At 40.7% G+C, this 18,031-nt stretch carries 16 protein-coding genes and 1 tRNA gene; 15 read left to right on the forward strand and 2 right to left on the reverse strand.

What is annotated here, in order from left to right:
• Positions 1-71: 71 nt before the first annotated feature.
• Positions 72-1,295: an argininosuccinate synthase gene (locus DW005_RS12595; RefSeq protein ID WP_022377942.1), complete on the reverse strand. Its 1,224-nt coding sequence runs from the start codon at positions 1,293-1,295 to the stop codon at positions 72-74.
• Between the two features lie 239 nt (positions 1,296-1,534).
• Here DW005_RS12595 and argC point away from each other — a divergent pair, with 239 nt between their 5' ends.
• The 14 genes from argC to holA all read left to right on the forward strand — a co-directional run bounded on the left by argC (position 1,535) and on the right by holA (position 17,162).
• On the forward strand, positions 1,535-2,575 hold the full coding sequence (argC, locus tag DW005_RS12600; protein WP_117479944.1) for an N-acetyl-gamma-glutamyl-phosphate reductase: 1,041 nt from the start codon (positions 1,535-1,537) through the stop codon (positions 2,573-2,575).
• 11 nt (positions 2,576-2,586) lie between these two features.
• Positions 2,587-3,810, forward strand: a complete 1,224-nt coding sequence (gene argJ, locus DW005_RS12605) for a bifunctional glutamate N-acetyltransferase/amino-acid acetyltransferase ArgJ (protein ID WP_347461738.1) — start codon at positions 2,587-2,589, stop codon at positions 3,808-3,810.
• A 13-nt stretch (positions 3,811-3,823) separates the two neighbouring features.
• Positions 3,824-4,726 (forward strand): acetylglutamate kinase, encoded by a 903-nt coding sequence (gene argB, locus DW005_RS12610; protein ID WP_117479946.1) that lies wholly within the window; start codon positions 3,824-3,826, stop codon positions 4,724-4,726.
• A 15-nt stretch (positions 4,727-4,741) separates the two neighbouring features.
• Positions 4,742-5,923: an aspartate aminotransferase family protein gene (locus DW005_RS12615; protein WP_117479924.1), complete on the forward strand. Its 1,182-nt coding sequence runs from the start codon at positions 4,742-4,744 to the stop codon at positions 5,921-5,923.
• An 81-nt stretch (positions 5,924-6,004) separates the two neighbouring features.
• Complete coding sequence (locus DW005_RS12620) at positions 6,005-6,439, forward strand: DMT family transporter (RefSeq protein WP_022377937.1); 435 nt, start codon at positions 6,005-6,007, stop codon at positions 6,437-6,439.
• A 91-nt stretch (positions 6,440-6,530) separates the two neighbouring features.
• Positions 6,531-7,148 carry a helix-hairpin-helix domain-containing protein gene (locus DW005_RS12625; RefSeq protein ID WP_117479926.1) on the forward strand — a complete coding sequence of 206 codons (618 nt, stop codon included), beginning with the start codon at positions 6,531-6,533 and terminating at the stop codon, positions 7,146-7,148.
• 26 nt (positions 7,149-7,174) lie between these two features.
• Positions 7,175-7,867 carry a response regulator transcription factor gene (locus DW005_RS12630; RefSeq protein WP_117479928.1) on the forward strand — a complete coding sequence of 231 codons (693 nt, stop codon included), beginning with the start codon at positions 7,175-7,177 and terminating at the stop codon, positions 7,865-7,867.
• A gap of 34 nt (positions 7,868-7,901) precedes the next feature.
• Positions 7,902-9,278, forward strand: coding sequence for an ATP-binding protein (locus DW005_RS12635; RefSeq protein WP_117479930.1), 1,377 nt, complete (start codon positions 7,902-7,904; stop codon positions 9,276-9,278).
• Positions 9,279-9,287: 9 nt separating this feature from the next.
• Positions 9,288-10,235, forward strand: a complete 948-nt coding sequence (locus DW005_RS12640; protein ID WP_117479932.1) for a GerMN domain-containing protein — start codon at positions 9,288-9,290, stop codon at positions 10,233-10,235.
• A 27-nt stretch (positions 10,236-10,262) separates the two neighbouring features.
• Positions 10,263-12,443 carry a DNA internalization-related competence protein ComEC/Rec2 gene (locus tag DW005_RS12645; protein WP_147324443.1) on the forward strand — a complete coding sequence of 727 codons (2,181 nt, stop codon included), beginning with the start codon at positions 10,263-10,265 and terminating at the stop codon, positions 12,441-12,443.
• Positions 12,444-12,478: 35 nt separating this feature from the next.
• On the forward strand, positions 12,479-13,060 hold the full coding sequence (locus tag DW005_RS12650; protein ID WP_117479936.1) for a xanthine phosphoribosyltransferase: 582 nt from the start codon (positions 12,479-12,481) through the stop codon (positions 13,058-13,060).
• Between the two features lie 23 nt (positions 13,061-13,083).
• Positions 13,084-14,412: a nucleobase:cation symporter-2 family protein gene (locus tag DW005_RS12655; RefSeq protein ID WP_117479938.1), complete on the forward strand. Its 1,329-nt coding sequence runs from the start codon at positions 13,084-13,086 to the stop codon at positions 14,410-14,412.
• Between the two features lie 80 nt (positions 14,413-14,492).
• Positions 14,493-16,115, forward strand: coding sequence for a glycoside hydrolase family 43 protein (locus DW005_RS12660; RefSeq protein ID WP_117479940.1), 1,623 nt, complete (start codon positions 14,493-14,495; stop codon positions 16,113-16,115).
• Between the two features lie 69 nt (positions 16,116-16,184).
• Entirely contained in the window at positions 16,185-17,162 is a 978-nt protein-coding gene (gene holA / locus DW005_RS12665) for a DNA polymerase III subunit delta (protein ID WP_022377928.1), read from the forward strand.
• A 47-nt stretch (positions 17,163-17,209) separates the two neighbouring features.
• On the opposite strand, the gene DW005_RS12670 is transcribed toward holA, so the two are convergent.
• Positions 17,210-17,295: transfer RNA gene (locus DW005_RS12670), tRNA-Ser, on the reverse strand.
• Positions 17,296-17,405: 110 nt separating this feature from the next.
• On the opposite strand from DW005_RS12670, the gene lepB reads away from it, so the two are divergent.
• Positions 17,406-17,930: a signal peptidase I gene (gene lepB, locus DW005_RS12675; RefSeq protein WP_117479942.1), complete on the forward strand. Its 525-nt coding sequence runs from the start codon at positions 17,406-17,408 to the stop codon at positions 17,928-17,930.
• The last annotated feature ends 101 nt before the right edge of the window (positions 17,931-18,031 follow it).

An 18,031-nucleotide genomic window follows, 5' to 3' on the forward strand; every position in this document is an offset into this window, starting at 1 on the left:
ACAGGCTTATAGCCGCAGAGGAAACCACCAGCTGAGCTGGTGGTCATGATTATTTACAACAATACGGTTGTTTACTTATTATTCTTTTCTACTTCTGCCATCTTCATTGCGCGAACTTTGGTAGAAAGACCAAAGAGGTTAATGAAACCTTCTGCATCATGATGGTCATACAAATCTCCGGTTGTGAAACTTGCAATGCTTTCATTGTACAAGCTGTATGGTGAAGTGGTTCCGGCTTTGATAATGTTTCCTTTGTACAGTTTGAATTTAACTTCGCCGGTTACATATTTCTGTGTGGACTCGATAAATGCCTGAACTGCCTCGCGGAGAGGAGAGAACCATTTGCCTTCGTAACAAATCTGAGCAAGTTTATTACCCATATCCATTTTCAATGTTGTTGTATCGCGGTCAAGGATTAATTCTTCCAACTGCTGATGAGCTTCGTAAAGAATTGTTCCGCCAGGAGTTTCATAAACACCACGGGATTTCATTCCAACAACGCGGTTTTCTACGATATCAACAATACCGATACCATGTTTTCCACCTAATTCATTCAGAGTGCGGATAATATCGGAAACTTTCATTTCTTTTCCGTTTACGCTCTTAGGAACGCCGGCTTCAAATGTCATAGTTACATATTCACCTTCATCCGGTGCTTTTTCCGGTGTAGTACCAAGAACCAGAAGATGATCGAAGTTAGGCTCGTTTGCCGGGTCTTCCAATTCAAGACCTTCATGGCTGATATGCCACAAGTTGCGGTCACGGCTGTAACTGGAATCTGCGGAGAATGGAAGATCAATTCCATGTGCCTTGCAGTATTCAATTTCGGATTCACGGGAATCCATTGTCCATTTATCACTTCTCCAAGCTGCAATAATTTTCAAATCAGGAGCAAGTGCTTTGATACCGAGTTCGAAACGAATCTGGTCATTTCCTTTTCCGGTAGCACCATGGCAGATAGCAGTAGCGCCTTCTTTTCTTGCAATTTCAACAAGACGTTTTGCAATAACCGGACGAGCCATCGAAGTACCAAGAAGGTATTTGTTCTCATATACAGCATGAGCCTGTACACAAGGAACTACATATTCATCACAGAACTCATCGACAACATCCTCAATGTAAAGTTTGGATGCACCACAGAACTTAGCTCTTTCTTCCAGACCGTCCAATTCTTCACCCTGTCCACAATCAATGCAGACACAGATAACTTCATAATCAAAATTCTCTTTAAGCCATGGAATAATTGCTGTTGTATCCAGGCCGCCGGAATAAGCTAAAATAACTTTTTCTTTCATAATAGAACCTCCGTATGTATTTTTTGGTATTAACCTTTTTCTAATATACACCACAAGTGAATATTATGCAAGCATAAAATCAATTATTTTCAAAGAATGACGAATAAATTCTAGTTAGGTATTGCATATTTATCGGAAAAGATGTATAATAATTGAGGTTTGTGTATAATATGTATAAATATGCATAAATGATGAATAAAAAGAGTGAGCTGCCAAAGTACGGCGGAATGGAGGATGCTATGATAAAGGCTGGAATTATCGGTGCTACAGGGTACGCAGGACAGGAATTGGTTCGATTATTATTGCAGCACAAAGAAGTTGAGATTGTATGGTATGGTTCGAGAAGTTATGTGGATAAGAAATTTAGTTCCGTTTTTGGAAATGTTTTCCAGATTGTAGAAAATATTTGTAAAAGTGATGATTTACATACTTTGGCAAAAGAGGCAGACGTGATATTTACCGCAACACCGCAGGGGTATTTGGCAGGTGTTCTGGATGACGAAATCCTTTCCCAGGCAAAGGTGATTGACTTGAGTGCGGATTACCGAATAAAAGATGTTGCGGTTTATGAAAAATGGTACGGCATCACACATAAAAGCCCTCAGTATTTGGATGAGGCTGTATACGGATTGTGTGAGTTAAACCGCAAGCAAGTTAAAAAGGCACGTTTGATTGCTAATCCGGGATGCTATCCAACCTGTTCAACACTTTCGATTGCACCGCTTGCAAGAGAAGGACTGATTGATATGGATACTTTAATTATTGATGCAAAATCCGGAACATCAGGAGCAGGAAGAGGTGCAAAAGTTCCAAATCTTTACTGCGAAGTAAATGAGAATATTAAGGCATATGGAGTAGCCACGCACCGCCACACACCGGAGATTGAAGAACAGCTTTCCTATATTAGCGGAAAAGATGTTACACTTAATTTTACTCCGCATTTGATTCCAATGAACCGTGGTATTTTGGTTACGGCATATGCAAAATATAAAGAAGGTGTGACAAAAGAGCAGATTCGAGAGGCTTATGTGAAAGCATATCAAGATGAATATTTTGTGCGCGTGCTGGATGAGGGTGTGTGTCCGGAGACCAAATGGGTTGAGGGAAGCAACTTTGTCGATGTAAATGTAAAAGTTGACGAGCGCACGCATCGCGTGATTATGATGGGAGCAATGGATAATATCACAAAAGGTGCTGCCGGACAGGCAGTTCAAAACATGAATCTGATGTTTGGATTTGATGAGGCAGAGGGGCTCCGGCTTGTACCGATGGTTCCGTAAAGGAGGAAAATATGATGAATACAATAGAAGGCGGCGTTACCGCAGCAAAAGGATTTATGGCGGCGAGCGCAGAGGCAGGATTTAAATATAAAAACCGTACAGATATGGCCCTTGTCTATACAGAAAGCCCGGCGGTCTGTGCAGGAACTTTTACAACGAATGTAGTAAAGGCAGCACCGGTTTGGTGGGATAAAGAAATTGTTGAGAGCAAAAAGGATGTTCATGCGGTCGTATTGAATAGTGGAATTGCCAATGCCTGTACCGGAGGCGAAGGTAAAGAAATTAATGAGTACATGGCTTCACAAATTGCAGAGGCACTTGGCGTTTCGACAAAAGAGGTTTTGACAGCTTCAACCGGCGTTATCGGAATGCAGATAAAAAAAGAACCGATACAAAAAGGTGCAAAACTTTTAAAGGATGCACTGGCAGATACAAAAGAAGCAGGTCTGCTTGCGGCTAAGGCAATTATGACAACGGACACTGTTCCGAAGGAAGCGGCAGCCAGTTTTGAGGTGGACGGAGTAACCGTAACAGTTGGTGGCATGAGCAAAGGTTCCGGTATGATTCACCCGAATATGGCAACGATGCTTAGCGTTACGACAACAGATGCAAAAATTTCACATGATTTACTGCAGGAAATGGTTTCCGAAATTGTGTCAGATAGTTTTAATATGATTTCGGTTGACCGCGATACATCAACAAATGATACATATCTGGTGCTTGCCAATGGCGAATCCGGTGTTGAAATCAAAGCAGGAACGAATGGATATGTAAAATTCAAAGAGGCACTGAGTTTTGTTGCAACGGATTTGGCAAAACAGATGGCAGCGGACGGAGAAGGCGCTACGAGGCTGATGGAAGTAAGAGCAGTTCACTGTAAGAATAAAGAAGAGGCAAAGATTTTTAGTAAATCGGTTGTGACTTCAAACCTCGTGAAAGCAATGGTGTTTGGCAAGGATGCGAACTGGGGACGTGTTTTGTGCGCACTGGGGTATTCCGGTGCAGACTTTGACCCGGATGTAATCGATTTGATTTTAGAAGCTGAGGATGAGCAGATTGTTTTAGTAAAAGATGGTGTGCCGACAGATTACAGTGAAGATGAGGCGACTATTTTATTAGGAAAAGATGCAGTTACATTTATTTGTGACATGAAGCAGGGGGATGCATCGGCAATTGCCTGGGGATGCGATTTGACTTATGATTATGTAAAAATAAATGGCGATTACAGAAGTTAGAGAGGACAAAAAGATGGAAGATAAGATGAAAGAAGTTGTACTTAAGGCGGAAACGCTGATTGAGGCACTGCCTTATATCCGTGATTTCAACGGAAAAAAAGTAGTTGTAAAATACGGCGGAAGCGCTATGCTGGATGAAAAATTGCAGGAATCAGTGATTAAAGATGTTGCTTTGTTGAAACTGGTTGGCATGCAGCCGATTATTGTTCACGGCGGCGGAAAAGAAATTAGCAAATGGCTTGGCTATATGGGAAAAGAGAGTGAATTTGTAGAAGGACTTCGTGTGACAGATGCCGATACGATTGAAGTGGCAGAAATGGTTTTAAATAAGGTAAATAAGCATTTAGTCCAGATGATGGAGAAACTTGGCGTAAAGGCAGCCGGCATCAGTGGAAAAGACGGCGGCACAATGCTCTGTGAGAAAAAAACAGCCGGTGGAAGAGATATCGGTTTTGTAGGAAAAGTAAAATCTGTTAATTCCGATTTAATTGACACTTTGATTGCCAAAGATTTTATTCCGATTATTGCGCCGATTGGTATGGATGAAAATTATCAGGCATATAACATTAATGCGGATGATGCGGCAAGTGCAGTTGCAAAGTGTATTCATGCAGAAAAACTGGCATTTATGACGGATATTGAGGGTGTCTGCAAAGACCCGAAAGACCCGGAAACATTGATTTCTGTATTGACAACTGATGAGGCAAAACAGTTGATTGAGGATGGAACCATTGGCGGTGGTATGATTCCGAAAATAAGAAACTGTGTGGAAGCGGTAGAAGAAGGTGTAAGCCGTGTCCATATTCTGGACGGACGCAGACAACATTGTCTGCTGCTTGAGTTTTTTACCAAAAAAGGTATTGGTACAGCAATTATTGATAACAACACAACGTTGTATCCGCATGAGCAGGATTAGGAAGGAGCATGTAATATGAAACAGATAATAGACGAATCAGAACAGTATTTAGTTCATTCGTATAACCGTTATCCGGTTGTATTAGACCATGGAGAAGGCGTGAAATTATACGATACAAATGGAAAAGAATATTTGGATTTTGGTGCCGGAATTGCCGTTTGTGCATTGGGCTATGGAGATAAGGAATACACAGATGCTTTGAAAACACAGATTGATAAAGGAATTCATTTTTCTAACTATTTTTATTCGGAGCCATTATTGCAGGCAGCGAAAGGTCTTGCAAAGGCAACCGGACTTGACCGTGTATTTATGGCAAACAGCGGTACGGAAGCCAATGAGGGCGCTTTGAAAATGGCACGAAAATATGCCATTATGCAGGGGCATGAAAATCGTCATGAGATTATCTCGATGAATAAAGCATTTCACGGACGAAGCATGGGAGCATTGTCCGTTACCGGTACGGCAAAATACAGAGAGCCTTTTGAACCGATGTTACAGGGTGTTACATTTGCTGATTACAACGATTTCGAGAGTGTAAAAGCAGCGGTTACAGAAAATACATATGCCATCATTGTGGAAGCCGTTCAGGGCGAAGGTGGAATTTACCCTGCAAACGCTGAATTTTTACAGGGAATCCGTAAATTGTGTGATGAAAATGATATCGTTATGATTTGTGATGAAATTCAGTGTGGTATGGGACGTTCCGGCAAGATGTTTGCGTACCAGAAATATAATATTGTACCGGATATTGTGACGATGGCAAAGGGAATCGGAAATGGTATTACAGTAGGTGCAATCGCGGCAAAAGAAGAAGTGGCTAAGTGCCTTGTGCCGGGAGATCATGGTACAACATTTGGTGGGAATCCACTTGCCTGCGCAGCGGTGGCAAAGACACTGGAAATTTTTGAAAAGAGAGAAATTCCAAACCATGTAGAAGAAGTTGGAGAGTATCTTAATGAATGTCTGCAGAAATTGGTGGAGAAAAAAGAAATTGCTGTTGAGACACGTGGTATGGGACTGATGCGTGGCTTGGAACTTTCCGTTCCTGCCGGTCCTTATATTACAAAGGCATTGGAAAAAGGCGTCATTTTTATGAGCGCAGGCGCAAATGTCATTCGTTTTATTCCGCCGCTTATTATTGAAAAAAGCGATGTGGATAAAATGATTGCGATTTTAGATTCTGTACTGGATGATTAAAAATGGATGAATAATTGCACCTTTCTTGGGAAGACTTTACGGTAGAATCGTTTACCGTGAAGTTACTAAGGAGGTGCTTTTATGTTGGGGATTTTAGTGGCTGCCATTTCAGGTGCCATTATGAGTGTACAGGGTGTATTTAATGCGGAAGTGACCAAACAGACGAGTATCTGGCTGTCATCTGCATTTGTACAGATTAGTGCATTTGTGGTCTGTGTACTGGCTTGGTTTATTACCGGAAGAGATGGTGCAATCAGTAGTTTGTGGCATGTTTCACCTAAATATATGCTGTTAGGTGGAGCACTGGGAGCTTTTATTACTTATACGGTAATTTACAGCATTAATGCGATTGGTCCTGCCCGTTCTGCGATGTTTATTGTGTCGGTTCAGATCGTCATGTCGTATCTGATTGAACTTTTTGGGCTGTTTGGGATTGATAAACAGCCGTTTGAGTGGAGAAAGTGTATTGGTGTAGCTGCGATTGTTGCTGGAATTGCCATTTTCAAGTGGAAGTAAAAAATAAGTAAATTTGCCATTGTAAAAATGGAATAACATTGGTAAAATAGTTAAGTAGCACTCTTTTTTTCCGGCCAGAAAGGAAAGAGTGATGAAAGATAACAAAAATAAGTTAAAAATGGTTCTTTTGATTGGAGCTTTCTTTTTATGCGGTGTTTTGTATTTTTCGCTAAATGCCGGTTCCAAAAAGGAGACAGTTGTGACGGAATCGTTTGCTGACCGGTCAGGAGAAACAAAGAGCAACAAAGAAACATCGGATTCGAAAACAGAAGCTGTGGTGTATATTTACATATGTGGCGAAGTGAAGAATCCGGGGGTATATACTTTTGCAAAAGAACCTCATTTTATCGATGTTGTGGAAAAAGCTGGTGGCTTTACCAAAAAAGCAGATAAACTTTCTGTTAATTTAGCAGAGGTTGTCAAGGATGGAACACAACTTACGATTGAAAAGAAGAGGAAAAGGAAAGCCGCGCAAGAGGAACAAAGTTCCCACGGAATGTCATCAGCGGATGAAGCGGGTAAAATTAATCTGAATACCGCTTCCGCAGAACAACTGATGAAATTAAGCGGGATAGGGGAATCCAAAGCAGCACAGATTATTTCCTACCGGGAAAAAAACGGTGCGTTTAAGAAAATTGAGGACATTATGAACATTACCGGAATTAAAGAAGGAGTGTTCGGAAAAATCAAGGATGATATTACAGTATAACTGTAAAATTTGTGGAGGCAGAGCAGATGGCAAAAAAAGTCTTAGTAGTGGATGATGAAAAATTAATTGTGAAAGGAATCCGTTTCAGCTTAGAGCAGGATGGAATGGAAGTGGACTATGCATATGATGGAGAGAGTGCTTTAGAGGCGGCTCACGAAAAAAAATATGATATTATTTTGTTAGATGTGATGTTACCAAAGATGTCAGGGTTTGAAGTTTGTCAGCAGATTCGGGAATTTTCAGATGTTCCGATTATTATGCTTACAGCAAAAGGCGACGACATGGATAAGATCCTTGGACTCGAATATGGAGCTGATGATTACATTACGAAACCATTTAATATTTTAGAGGTTAAGGCGAGAATTAAGGCGATTATTCGACGAAGCAGTAAGAAAAATCAAAAAGAATCCGATGGACTGGAAGTTTATGGAAGCCTTAAGGTGGATTCGATGGGTAAACGTGTTTATATCAAGGATAAGGAAATTAGTCTGACAACGCGTGAGTATGAATTATTGAGTCTTTTGGTTCGTAATCCGAAAAAGATTTACAGCAGGGATAATCTGCTTCATGAAGTATGGGGAGCTGCATATCCGGGGGATGCAAGAACCGTGGATGTTCATATCCGAAGACTTCGTGAAAAAATAGAAGAGACACCAAGTGATCCGGCATTTATACATACAAAATGGGGTGTTGGTTATTATTTCGAGAATAAAGAGTAAAATTCAAGCTTTTAAAAGCCTGCGGGCACAAAGCATGGCTGTATTGATTCTGATAGGAATCATTCCGCTCGTTGTATTTACATTGATTTTTATCAATACATATCGGGCAAAGGCTATTTCACAACGTATTAATGAATTGCAGACACGAGGTTCCATTATATGTAACCTTGTTGTTTCTTCTGCCTATTTTACCAGCGATTCAGGGGCAGAAGTAGATTCTGAACTGACACAGGTTGCGGATATTTTTGGAGGCCGTATTTTGATTGCGGATTCTGATTTGAATGTAACCCGTGACACATATGGGTTAGAAGAAGGTAAAGTGATTCTTTTGGAGGAAGTTGTCCGGTGTGTCAACGGTGCAGACAGCAAATTTGTAAGCCAGAGTGAAAACATGGTAGAGCTGGTTCTTCCGGTGCATAATCCGGAGAGCAATTCGATTGATGGTGTTGTCGTAATGAATTTTTCGCTGAACAGTGTGAACACTCTGTATGATTCGATGCAGTCGATTGCAATTACGCTCGTATTGGTGCTTGGACTTATTATTCTTGTGATTTCTGTTTTGTATTCCGGTCAGGTTGTAATGCCTATGAAGGAAGTAGCCGGCTCGATTGCGATGATTTCTTCCGGTGATTTTAATGAGACGATGCAGATAACCGGATATTCGGAAGCAGAGGATATTTCGGATAAATTTAATTCAATGCTTAGTGTGCTGCAGAATCTGGAAGATGCAAGACAGGAATTTGTGTCGAATGTCTCACATGAGTTGAAGACACCGATTACGTCGGTTAAAGTTTTAGCAGAATCTTTGATTGGACAGGAAAATGTTCCGGTTGAACTTTATCAGGAATTTATGGTGGACATTAATGAAGAATTGGAGCGAATGAATAAAATTATCAATGATTTGCTTACCCTCGTAAAAATGGATAAAAATGCCTCAGAAGTCAATATTTCCGAGGTCAATATTAATGAATTTCTGGAAGCAATTTTGAAACAGCTTCAGCCGATTGCGGATAAGCGGAATATTGAGATGATTTTTGAAAGTGTTCGTTCTGTTACAGCACAGGTGGATGAAGTAAAATTGGCTATGGCATTTCGCAATCTGATTGAAAATGCGATTAAGTATAATTACGATAATGGCTGGGTTCGTGTTTCTTTGAATGCAGACCATAAATTCTTTTATTTGAAGGTATCGGATTCCGGGGTTGGTATTCCGGAAGAATTGCAGGATAGTATTTTCGAGCGTTTTTACCGTGTGGATAAGGCACGTTCCAGAGAAACCGGTGGAAACGGCTTAGGACTTGCAATTACGAGAAATGCAATTTTATTGCACCGTGGCTCAATTAAAGTTCACAGTATAGAACAACAGGGAACTACGTTTGCCGTACGAATTCCTCTGATGTATTCGGAATAGGAGGCTGCTATGAAAAAGATTATAATTTCCATGTTTCTTATTATGGCGGCGGGGATTTTATTTTCTTGTGGCAAAAGTAAAGAGAAAATGGATTCATATTTGGTTTATTATCTGAATCAGGATATGACAGGACTTGTAGAAGGGACGATGGAATCTCCTCATAAAAAAAAGGATACGAATGCAGTTGTTGCTGATTTATTAAAACAGCTTCAGACTACAGGGGAGGATGCCAACCTAAAGAGTCCGATTAGTGAAAATGTAGATGTATTAGATTTTGAAATGAAAAATCATCAGATGTCAATTTCTTTTTCTGCCGCGTATTATGAGAGAAGCGGCGTGGAAGAGACATTGTCCCGTGCAGCAATTGTGGAAACATTATGCCAGTTAGATGAGATTCATTATGTGGAATTTCATGTAGAAGATCAGCCACTCATGCTTTCGGGAAATGCCGTAGGACCGATGAGTGCCGATGATTTTGTGCAGAATCTGGATGCTTTGGGAAAAGAACAGCGCAGACAGGTTACGTTGTATTTATCGAACCGCACAGGAGATAAACTGCGTGCGGTAACGACATCGGTAACTTACAATGCGGCAACACCGTTGGCGGAACTTCTGATTAATCAATTGATTCAGGCAGATGAAGTGATAGCCGGACAAAAAGGGAAATTAAAGGATGTCAAACCGGCAATTCCAAAGGAAACGGTAGTGAATCACATAACAATACGCGACCAGATTTGTTATGTGGATTTGGGAAACGGATTTAATGATTTGCTGGCAGAAATCAGCAGTGAGGTAACAGTGTATTCAATTGTAAATACATTGTGTGAACTTTCTAATGTCAACCGGGTACAATTTACCATTGATGGTGAGGCACAGGAGCAGTACGGGGAGATGAATTCGTTCCATTCAGTATTGGAGCGGAATTTAAATCTTGTGGAAACGGTAAATGAGAAATAGAACATGAAATAAAAAGGGAGGAATCGGGTGAGGAGAAGACCACTTTGTGTGGTATTGGTATGCATGATTTTGGGGATTCTTTGTAATGCGTGGATAAATACAAAGGAACCGGTTTCTTATGAGCGGGAGTCGATTCATTTTCTTTGCGAACTTGAAGAATTTGTAAAAAAAGATAATGGATATACGCTTGTCGTTCGTGACGTAAAAGGGGAGGATTCATTTTCGTGCAAAAAAATAAAATTATATGCAAATGAGAATACGGCGATGCCAAAGGAGCTGCATATTGGTAATCTTTTGGCGGTCACAGCCTCCATCCATTCGTTTGAGAAACCGGGAAATCCCGGACAATTTGATGAATATAAATACAACACGGAATTAGGAATTACCGCGCAGGGATTTGCCGGTAAAATAGAAATAAAAAAGAATACGGTTAAAAATCCGGAAGATTTTCTGCATCGATTGAGAAATCACTTACAAGATGTGGTTTCTTTGTGCTGTAATGAAAAAACAGCGGGGATTGTATCCGCAATGGTTTTGGGAGATAAAAGTGGGTTGTCTGATGAAGTGAAACAGTTGTATCAGGAGAATGGAATTGCACATGTGCTTGCCATATCCGGACTGCATATTTCACTCATTGGTGCCAGCCTGTTTTTTGTACTGCGCAAATATTTTATGCCAATGCAGGGAGCGGCCGTTGTAACCATGGTGCTTTTGTTCCTTTATGGTATTTTGACCGGCTTTTCCATTTCGACACAGCGGGCAGTTATCATGATGGGATGTATGCTTTTGGCAAGACTTGCCGGAAGACATTATGATGGATTGAGTGCACTTTCGTTCAGTGCGATATGTCAGCTCTTGATTCATCCTATGGTATTGTTCCAGACCGGTTTTTTGCTTTCTTATGGAACGGTGCTCGGAATCTATGTTTTTGTGGATGTGTTCTGTGATGCGTGGGAAAGTAAAAATCCGATTTGGATGGCAGTTGCCGGAACGGCTGGTATTGAGCTTGTTACACTTCCTATCCTTTTGACGGCTTATTATGAATTTTCAATTTTAAGTATTGCCGCCAATGTACTGTTTCTGCCGTTTATGGGAGGAATTCTTGTGACTTTACTGGCTGGAATCGGACTGGGGAGTATTACCATTTTTGCAGGAAAATTCTGCTTTGGATTTGCACATTTTTGTTTTATGTTATTTGAGTGGATTGGAAATTTGTTTGTAAAGATTCCGGGGGCTGTTGTTATCACAGGAAAACCGACAGACTGGCAGGTGTTCTTGTATTATGGATGTGGTGTTTTGTTTTTATTTTTGCAGAAATGGAAACAGAAGAAAATATTTTTATTGACTCTTGTCTTTGGCGTTTTTGTATTATTTCTGCCGATTCATAATAATTTTGATTTGCAGATTACCAATCTGGACGTCGGTCAGGGAGATTGCAGCTGCATCCGCACAAAAAATCATACGTTTTTAATTGATGGAGGCAGTTCTGATGTAAATAAAGTAGGAAAATACCGTATGATTCCTTTTCTGAAATCGCAGGGGATATCTTATGTGTCGTATCTTTTTTTGACACACAGTGACAAAGACCACACCAATGGCGCCGTTGAATGGCTGTGTGCTGCCAATCAGATGGGAGTGAAAGTTGGAACCGTTATTCTGCCAAAATTAAATGAAAAAGAGGAGGCGTACTGTACGCTATTAGACGAACTCCGAAATAAAGGATGCAATCTTATGTTTATGCAGCGTGGCGATACGGTAACAATTGATGAGTTACGAATATCCTGTCTGCATCCATATCCGGATTATGAATGGAAATCAGCGAATGATTCTTCGCTTGTTTTGAAGGTGAATTATCAGAATTTTACAGGATTATTTACCGGAGATTTAGAGGAAGCGGGGGAGAAAGAAATCATCAATAAACTTTCCCATGTAAATTATTTGAAAGTTGCGCATCATGGCAGCAAGGGGGCGAGTTCAGAAATTTTTCTCGAGCAGGTAAAACCAGATGTTTCCGTTATTTCGTGTGGAAAAAAGAACCGTTATGGACATCCACACAAAGAGACGTTGAAACGTCTTGAAAATATAGGTTCTAAGGTGTACCGGACGGATAAAGAAGGGGCGGTATCCATTGAATGTCAGAACGGGAAATGGTACCTTTCTTTGTGGAAAAAAGAAAGTGGTAAAAAACGCTTGCTAAGTGACTGGTGATTATATTACAATAACGGTTGTAGGAGGAATTACAAATGAACTTTTTAGAGGAACGGATTCAAAAAGATGGAGTAGTAAAAGAAGGAAATGTATTAAAAGTGGATAGTTTTCTGAATCACCAGATGGACATCGAATTATTTGAAAAAATGGGTGAAGAATGGAAACGCCGTTTTGCCGGAAAACCGATTAATAAGGTAGTAACGATTGAGGCGTCCGGAATTGGAATTGCGTGTATTGTTGCTAAATATTTTGGAACGCCGGTTGTTTTTGCCAAGAAATCAAAAAGCATCAATATTGATGGTGATATGTATGTGGCAGAAGTGGAGTCATTTACTCATAAATGCAAAAATCAGGTAATTGTATCAAAGAAATTTTTATCACCGGATGACCATGTGTTAATTATAGATGATTTTTTAGCAAATGGATGTGCCCTGCAGGGGCTGATTTCGATTGTAAATAGCGCCGGGGCAACGGTTGAGGGAATTGGTGTTGCGATTGAAAAAGGATTCCAGATTGGCGGACAGACCATTAGAAATCTTGGTTATCAGTTGGAATCACTGGCAATTGTGGATGCCATGGATGCAGAGACCGGTTCGATTACATTTCGTGAGCAATAATTACACAGGAGAAAGAGGATAAAATGAATAAAGAGAAAAAAACAAAAGCTTCCATTGACAATATTTATACATTAAATGGTAAAGTGCCGCTTGGTCATGCCGTGCCGTTTGGATTACAGCATATTTTAGCGATGTTTGTGGCAAACATTGCGCCAATTATTATTGTGGCAAACGCCTGCAAATTATCAAACGGACAGATTGCCATGTTGATTCAGAGTGCTATGCTGATTGCCGGAATTGGTACATTAATACAGTTGTTTCCAATCTGGCGTGTTGGTTCGGGGTTGCCGATTGTAATGGGAATTAGTTTTACATTCGTATCCATTTTGTGTTTTATTGGAACAACTTACGGATATGAAACGATTGTTGGTGCTGTTTTGATCGGTGGTATTTTAGAAGGAACGCTGGGATTATTTGCAAAGTACTGGCTGAAGTGGATTTCACCGATTGTAGCAGCGAGTGTTGTTACAGCAATTGGTTTTTCTCTGCTGTCGGTTGGTTCTGCTTCGTTTGGCGGTGGAAGTGGAAGTGAGAACTTTGGTTCGGTGCAGAACTGGATTATCGGAACTGTGACGTTACTTAGCTGTATTTTGTTTAATTTATTTGCTAAATCTTATTTTAAACAGTTGTCAGTTTTATTTGGACTTGTGGTTGGATATATTCTGGCGGTTTGTATGCATCAGGTGGATTTTTCTGCACTTGCAAATACGTCAATTATTGCATTTCCGCATATTATGCCATTTAAGATGGAGTTTAATTTAAATGCCATTGTGTCGGTTACGTTAATTTTTCTTGTGTCGGCAACGGAGACGATTGGAGATACATCGGCACTTGCCTCATCCGGGTTAAACCGGGATGTGACGGTGAAGGAAACAACAGGTTCGATTGCCTGTGATGGTTTTGTCAGTGCATTATCTGCCTGCTTTGGCTGTCTGCCGATTACTTCTTTCAGCCAGAATGTTGGTCTTGTGGCAATGACAAAAGTTGTGAACCGTTTTGCTATTGCGACAGGGGCGGTTATTATGATTTTGGCAGGTATCTTTCCGATTTTTGGTGCTGTGCTTGCAACGCTTCCGGATTCTGTTCTTGGCGGGTGTACGATTATGATGTTTGGTACAATTGTAGTCAGTGGTATCCAGATGATTGGAAAATGTGGATTTACCCAGAGAAACATTACCATAGCTGCGTTATCCTTAAGCGTGGGAATTGGCTTTACCCAGGTACCGGAGATTTTTGCGATTTTCCCGCAGATTGTGCAAAATGTATTTGCTCAGAACTGCGTTGCAGTAGTCTTTTTAGTGGCTGTAATTCTGAATCTGGTACTGCCGAAAAATATGGAAGCAAAAGTTTGAAAATCTTAAAGACAAGCCGTTGTTTTTTTGATATAATGTTACTGCAAACAGAAATGATTACTTTTGGAGGTTATTAAATTATGGAACAGATTAAAAATCCTGTATTGCCGGGTTTTAATGCGGATCCGTCAATCATTCGTGTCGATGACACGTATTATATTGCAAATTCTACATTTGAGTGGTTCCCGGGGGTTCGTCTGCACGAGTCCAAAGATATGGTTCACTGGAAACTGCTGCCATCGGCATTGTCAACAACGACACTGCTTGATATGAAAGGAAATCCGTCTTCAGGCGGTATCTGGGCACCGGATCTTTCCTATGCAGATGGTAAGTTCTGGCTTGTTTACACAGATGTTAAAGTAACCGAGGGACCATTCAAAGATATGGTAAACTACATCACGACAGCAGAAGATATTCATGGTCCTTGGTCTGACCCGATTCGTGTGAATGGTGTTGGTTTTGATGCTTCGTTATTCCATGATGATGACGGAAGAAAATATCTTGTTCAGCAGACATGGGATCACAGAGAGTATCACCATGCATTTGATGGCATTACATTGACAGAATTTGATACAGAAACAATGCAGTTAAAACCGGAGACAGCAAGAAATATTTATAATGGTACAGAGGTGAAATTGGTCGAGGGACCTCACTTGTACAAAATTAATGGATATTATTATTTGTTTGCTGCTCAGGGCGGAACAGTATATACACATCAGGAAGTGGTTGCACGCTCTAAGACACTTGATGAATTAAGTTTTGAGACAGAACCGGATGGTCCATTTATCACAAACTTTGATACACCATATTTGGAAATCCAGAAACAGGGACATGGCGCACTTGTTGATACACCAAGTGGTGAGTGGTATTATGCAAGTCTTTGCGGACGTCCGTGGACACATGAAAATCAGTGCTGCATTGACCCACGTGGTTACTGTACTCTTGGACGTGAGACAGCGATTCAGAAAGTATACTGGGATGAAGAAGGCTGGCCTCGTATTGAAGGCGGCCACGGCGGAAAGGTTCTTGTAGACGCACCGAAAGATGCAATCAAAACAGATGCACCGCTTGACCATTCCATGCATGATGAATTTGACACTGAAAAATTACATAATGAGTGGAATACTCTTCGTGTTCCGTTTACCGATGCAATGGGAACAACAGGAGATGGCAAACTGACTCTCCGTGGACAGGGTTCTCTGAGCAATAAACATGAACTGTCACTGGTCGCAAAACGCTGGCAGGCATTTAACTTTGATGCTTCTGTAAAAGTAAGTTACAATCCATTTTCTTATCAGCAGATGGCAGGACTTACCAACTTCTATAATGACAAGCATTGGTCCTTTGCATTTATCACATGGAATGAGAAAAATGGACGTGTCATCGAAGTGGCCCAGTGTAACCGTGGCGGCTATACATCATTCCTCCGCGATGATGCAATTCCGGTACCGGATGGCGCAGATGTATGGTTCCGCACAAAAGTTAGAAAACAGACTTACACCTACGAATATTCATTTGATGGTGAGAATTACAAAGAAATTCCGGTAACCTTAGACGCATCCATTTTATCGGATGACTATGTACTGCAGAGCTATGGCGGATTCTTCACCGGTGCATTTGTTGGTATGGCATGTGTTGATTATGCCGGATACAATACGGTTGCAGAGTTTAGAAGTTTTGATTACAAAGAGTATGAAGACTAATTAGAAATTTGTAAAAGCGAGTCGGTCACAAAAATGCTGACCGGCTCGTATTTTTGAGAGGAGTCAGATATGCTTCGCATTGAGGATGAGTTAAAGAATAATCAAATATCCCGTTTCCAGCTTTTATACGGCGAGGAGCGATACATGGTTCAGTATTATCGGAATCAGTTGATTGAAAAACTATCGAATCCGGATGATGAGATGAACCGCACATTTTTTCGTGATAAACCGGAGCCATCCCAGATTGCCGAGGCGGCTCAGATTCTTCCATTTTTTGCTGAAAACCGTTTGATTGTTGTAGAGGACAGTGGTTATTTTAAAAGCAGCAGTGATATGGCAGATTATGTGGAGTCATTTCCGGAGACCACTTATATCATTTTTGTGGAGCGCGAGATTGATAAGCGCAACCGTCTTTTTAAGTGGATAAACAAAAATGGCTGTGTGACCGAGTGTACAAGACAGCCGGAACATATGTTGAAACGGTGGATTGCCGGTTACATGAAAAAAGCAGGGAAAAGCATTTCAACAAAGGGTGCCGAGCGATTGATTGAGCGAGTGGGAACGGATATGGAAATGCTCAGCAATGAACTTGAAAAATGCATCGGCTACGTAGGTGAAAGTAAGTTGATTGATGTGCCGGAAGTAGATGCAATTTGTTCGGGGGTAACGGTTTCCAAGATGTTTGACATGATTGATGCCGTGGCACTTGGCGAGAAAAACCGTGCGATGAAATTGTACGAAGATTTGTATACCAACAAGGAATCGCCGATGTCTATTTTATTTATGTTTTCGCGTCACATCAACATTTTGCTTCAGGTGAAGGAGTGTAAAAATCGCGGACTTCGCTCAGGAGAAATTGCAAAAAAATGCGGGGTTCCTCCGTTTACAATTCCTAAGTATGAAAAACAGGCGGCACTTTTCAAACGCAGTAAATTACTGGCGATGCTGCAAACCAGATTGGAGTTGGAAGAGCAGTTTAAATCCGGTAAATTGTCGGACCAGTTAGCAGTGGAATTGTTTTTAATTGAGGCACTTAACGGGGAGTAGAAAAGTTTATTACAAAAAATCCCCCGCACACAGCGAGGGAATGAAAACGGAGACGATGGGATTCGAACCCATGTGCCCGTGAAGGCAAAACGATTTCGAGTCGTTCTCGTTATGACCACTTCGATACGTCTCCACAACATATTCCATTTTATCAGAATAAGGTGATTTGTCAATAGAAAAATTTAATTGTATATTAGGTTTATATTTTCGGCCTTATATAGAAAACAAATACTAGGAGATGATATGTTGAAGCAACCCCCAAAAAAGAGATTAAAAACAATTGTACGGGCTTATGGTTTTCCTATTTTATTTGGAATTATTTTTGCCTGTATGCTTGTTTATTTTGTGCGTCCTTCTCAGATAGAGGGGGAAAGTATGGAGCCAACGCTTAAGGATGGTCAGCTGATTTTCTGCAGTGCTGCATTAAAAGGGCGGATTGAAAAGGGCGATATTATTTCTGCTATCATTTCACCAAAAGCGAATGTGCCAAAGAAATATCTTTTAGAGGATGGCAAATTAAATATTATTAAACGGGTTATTGGTGCGCCGGGGGATACGGTGGAAATTCGGGACAATGCAGTTTATGTGAATCACAAACAAATAGAGGAACCTTATTTGAATGAGCCAATGAAAACTAGGGATTGTATTTGCAAATTAAAAGAGGATGAATGGTTTGTGATGGGAGATAATCGAAATCATTCGTTGGACAGTCGGGCGTTTGGTGCGGTTCGGACGGAGGAGATAAGGAATTTGGTGTTGAATGGGTGAGTTGGGTAAATGGTATTCGAAATAGTAAAAGAAGGGGCTGTCGCACTAAGTGATATGCTCCCTTCTAGGTAGACAAGTGAAATAATTAAACTTGTTACTTA

Source organism: Clostridium sp. AF36-4, from assembly GCF_003435975.1.
Taxonomy (GTDB): domain Bacteria; phylum Bacillota; class Clostridia; order Lachnospirales; family Lachnospiraceae; genus Eubacterium_F.

Excerpts from the sequence above, each read along its gene's own strand:
- DW005_RS12595 (WP_022377942.1), bottom strand. The coding sequence starts at position 1,295 with ATGAAAGAAAAAGTTATTTTAGCTTATTCCGGCGGCCTGGATACAACA.
- argC (WP_117479944.1), top strand. The coding sequence starts at position 1,535 with ATGATAAAGGCTGGAATTATCGGTGCTACAGGGTACGCAGGACAGGAA.
- argJ (WP_347461738.1), top strand. The coding sequence starts at position 2,587 with ATGATGAATACAATAGAAGGCGGCGTTACCGCAGCAAAAGGATTTATG.
- argB (WP_117479946.1), top strand. The coding sequence starts at position 3,824 with ATGGAAGATAAGATGAAAGAAGTTGTACTTAAGGCGGAAACGCTGATT.
- DW005_RS12615 (WP_117479924.1), top strand. The coding sequence starts at position 4,742 with ATGAAACAGATAATAGACGAATCAGAACAGTATTTAGTTCATTCGTAT.
- DW005_RS12620 (WP_022377937.1), top strand. The coding sequence starts at position 6,005 with ATGTTGGGGATTTTAGTGGCTGCCATTTCAGGTGCCATTATGAGTGTA.
- DW005_RS12625 (WP_117479926.1), top strand. The coding sequence starts at position 6,531 with ATGAAAGATAACAAAAATAAGTTAAAAATGGTTCTTTTGATTGGAGCT.
- DW005_RS12630 (WP_117479928.1), top strand. The coding sequence starts at position 7,175 with ATGGCAAAAAAAGTCTTAGTAGTGGATGATGAAAAATTAATTGTGAAA.
- DW005_RS12635 (WP_117479930.1), top strand. The coding sequence starts at position 7,902 with ATGGCTGTATTGATTCTGATAGGAATCATTCCGCTCGTTGTATTTACA.
- DW005_RS12640 (WP_117479932.1), top strand. The coding sequence starts at position 9,288 with ATGAAAAAGATTATAATTTCCATGTTTCTTATTATGGCGGCGGGGATT.
- DW005_RS12650 (WP_117479936.1), top strand. The coding sequence starts at position 12,479 with ATGAACTTTTTAGAGGAACGGATTCAAAAAGATGGAGTAGTAAAAGAA.
- DW005_RS12655 (WP_117479938.1), top strand. The coding sequence starts at position 13,084 with ATGAATAAAGAGAAAAAAACAAAAGCTTCCATTGACAATATTTATACA.
- DW005_RS12660 (WP_117479940.1), top strand. The coding sequence starts at position 14,493 with ATGGAACAGATTAAAAATCCTGTATTGCCGGGTTTTAATGCGGATCCG.
- holA (WP_022377928.1), top strand. The coding sequence starts at position 16,185 with ATGCTTCGCATTGAGGATGAGTTAAAGAATAATCAAATATCCCGTTTC.
- lepB (WP_117479942.1), top strand. The coding sequence starts at position 17,406 with ATGTTGAAGCAACCCCCAAAAAAGAGATTAAAAACAATTGTACGGGCT.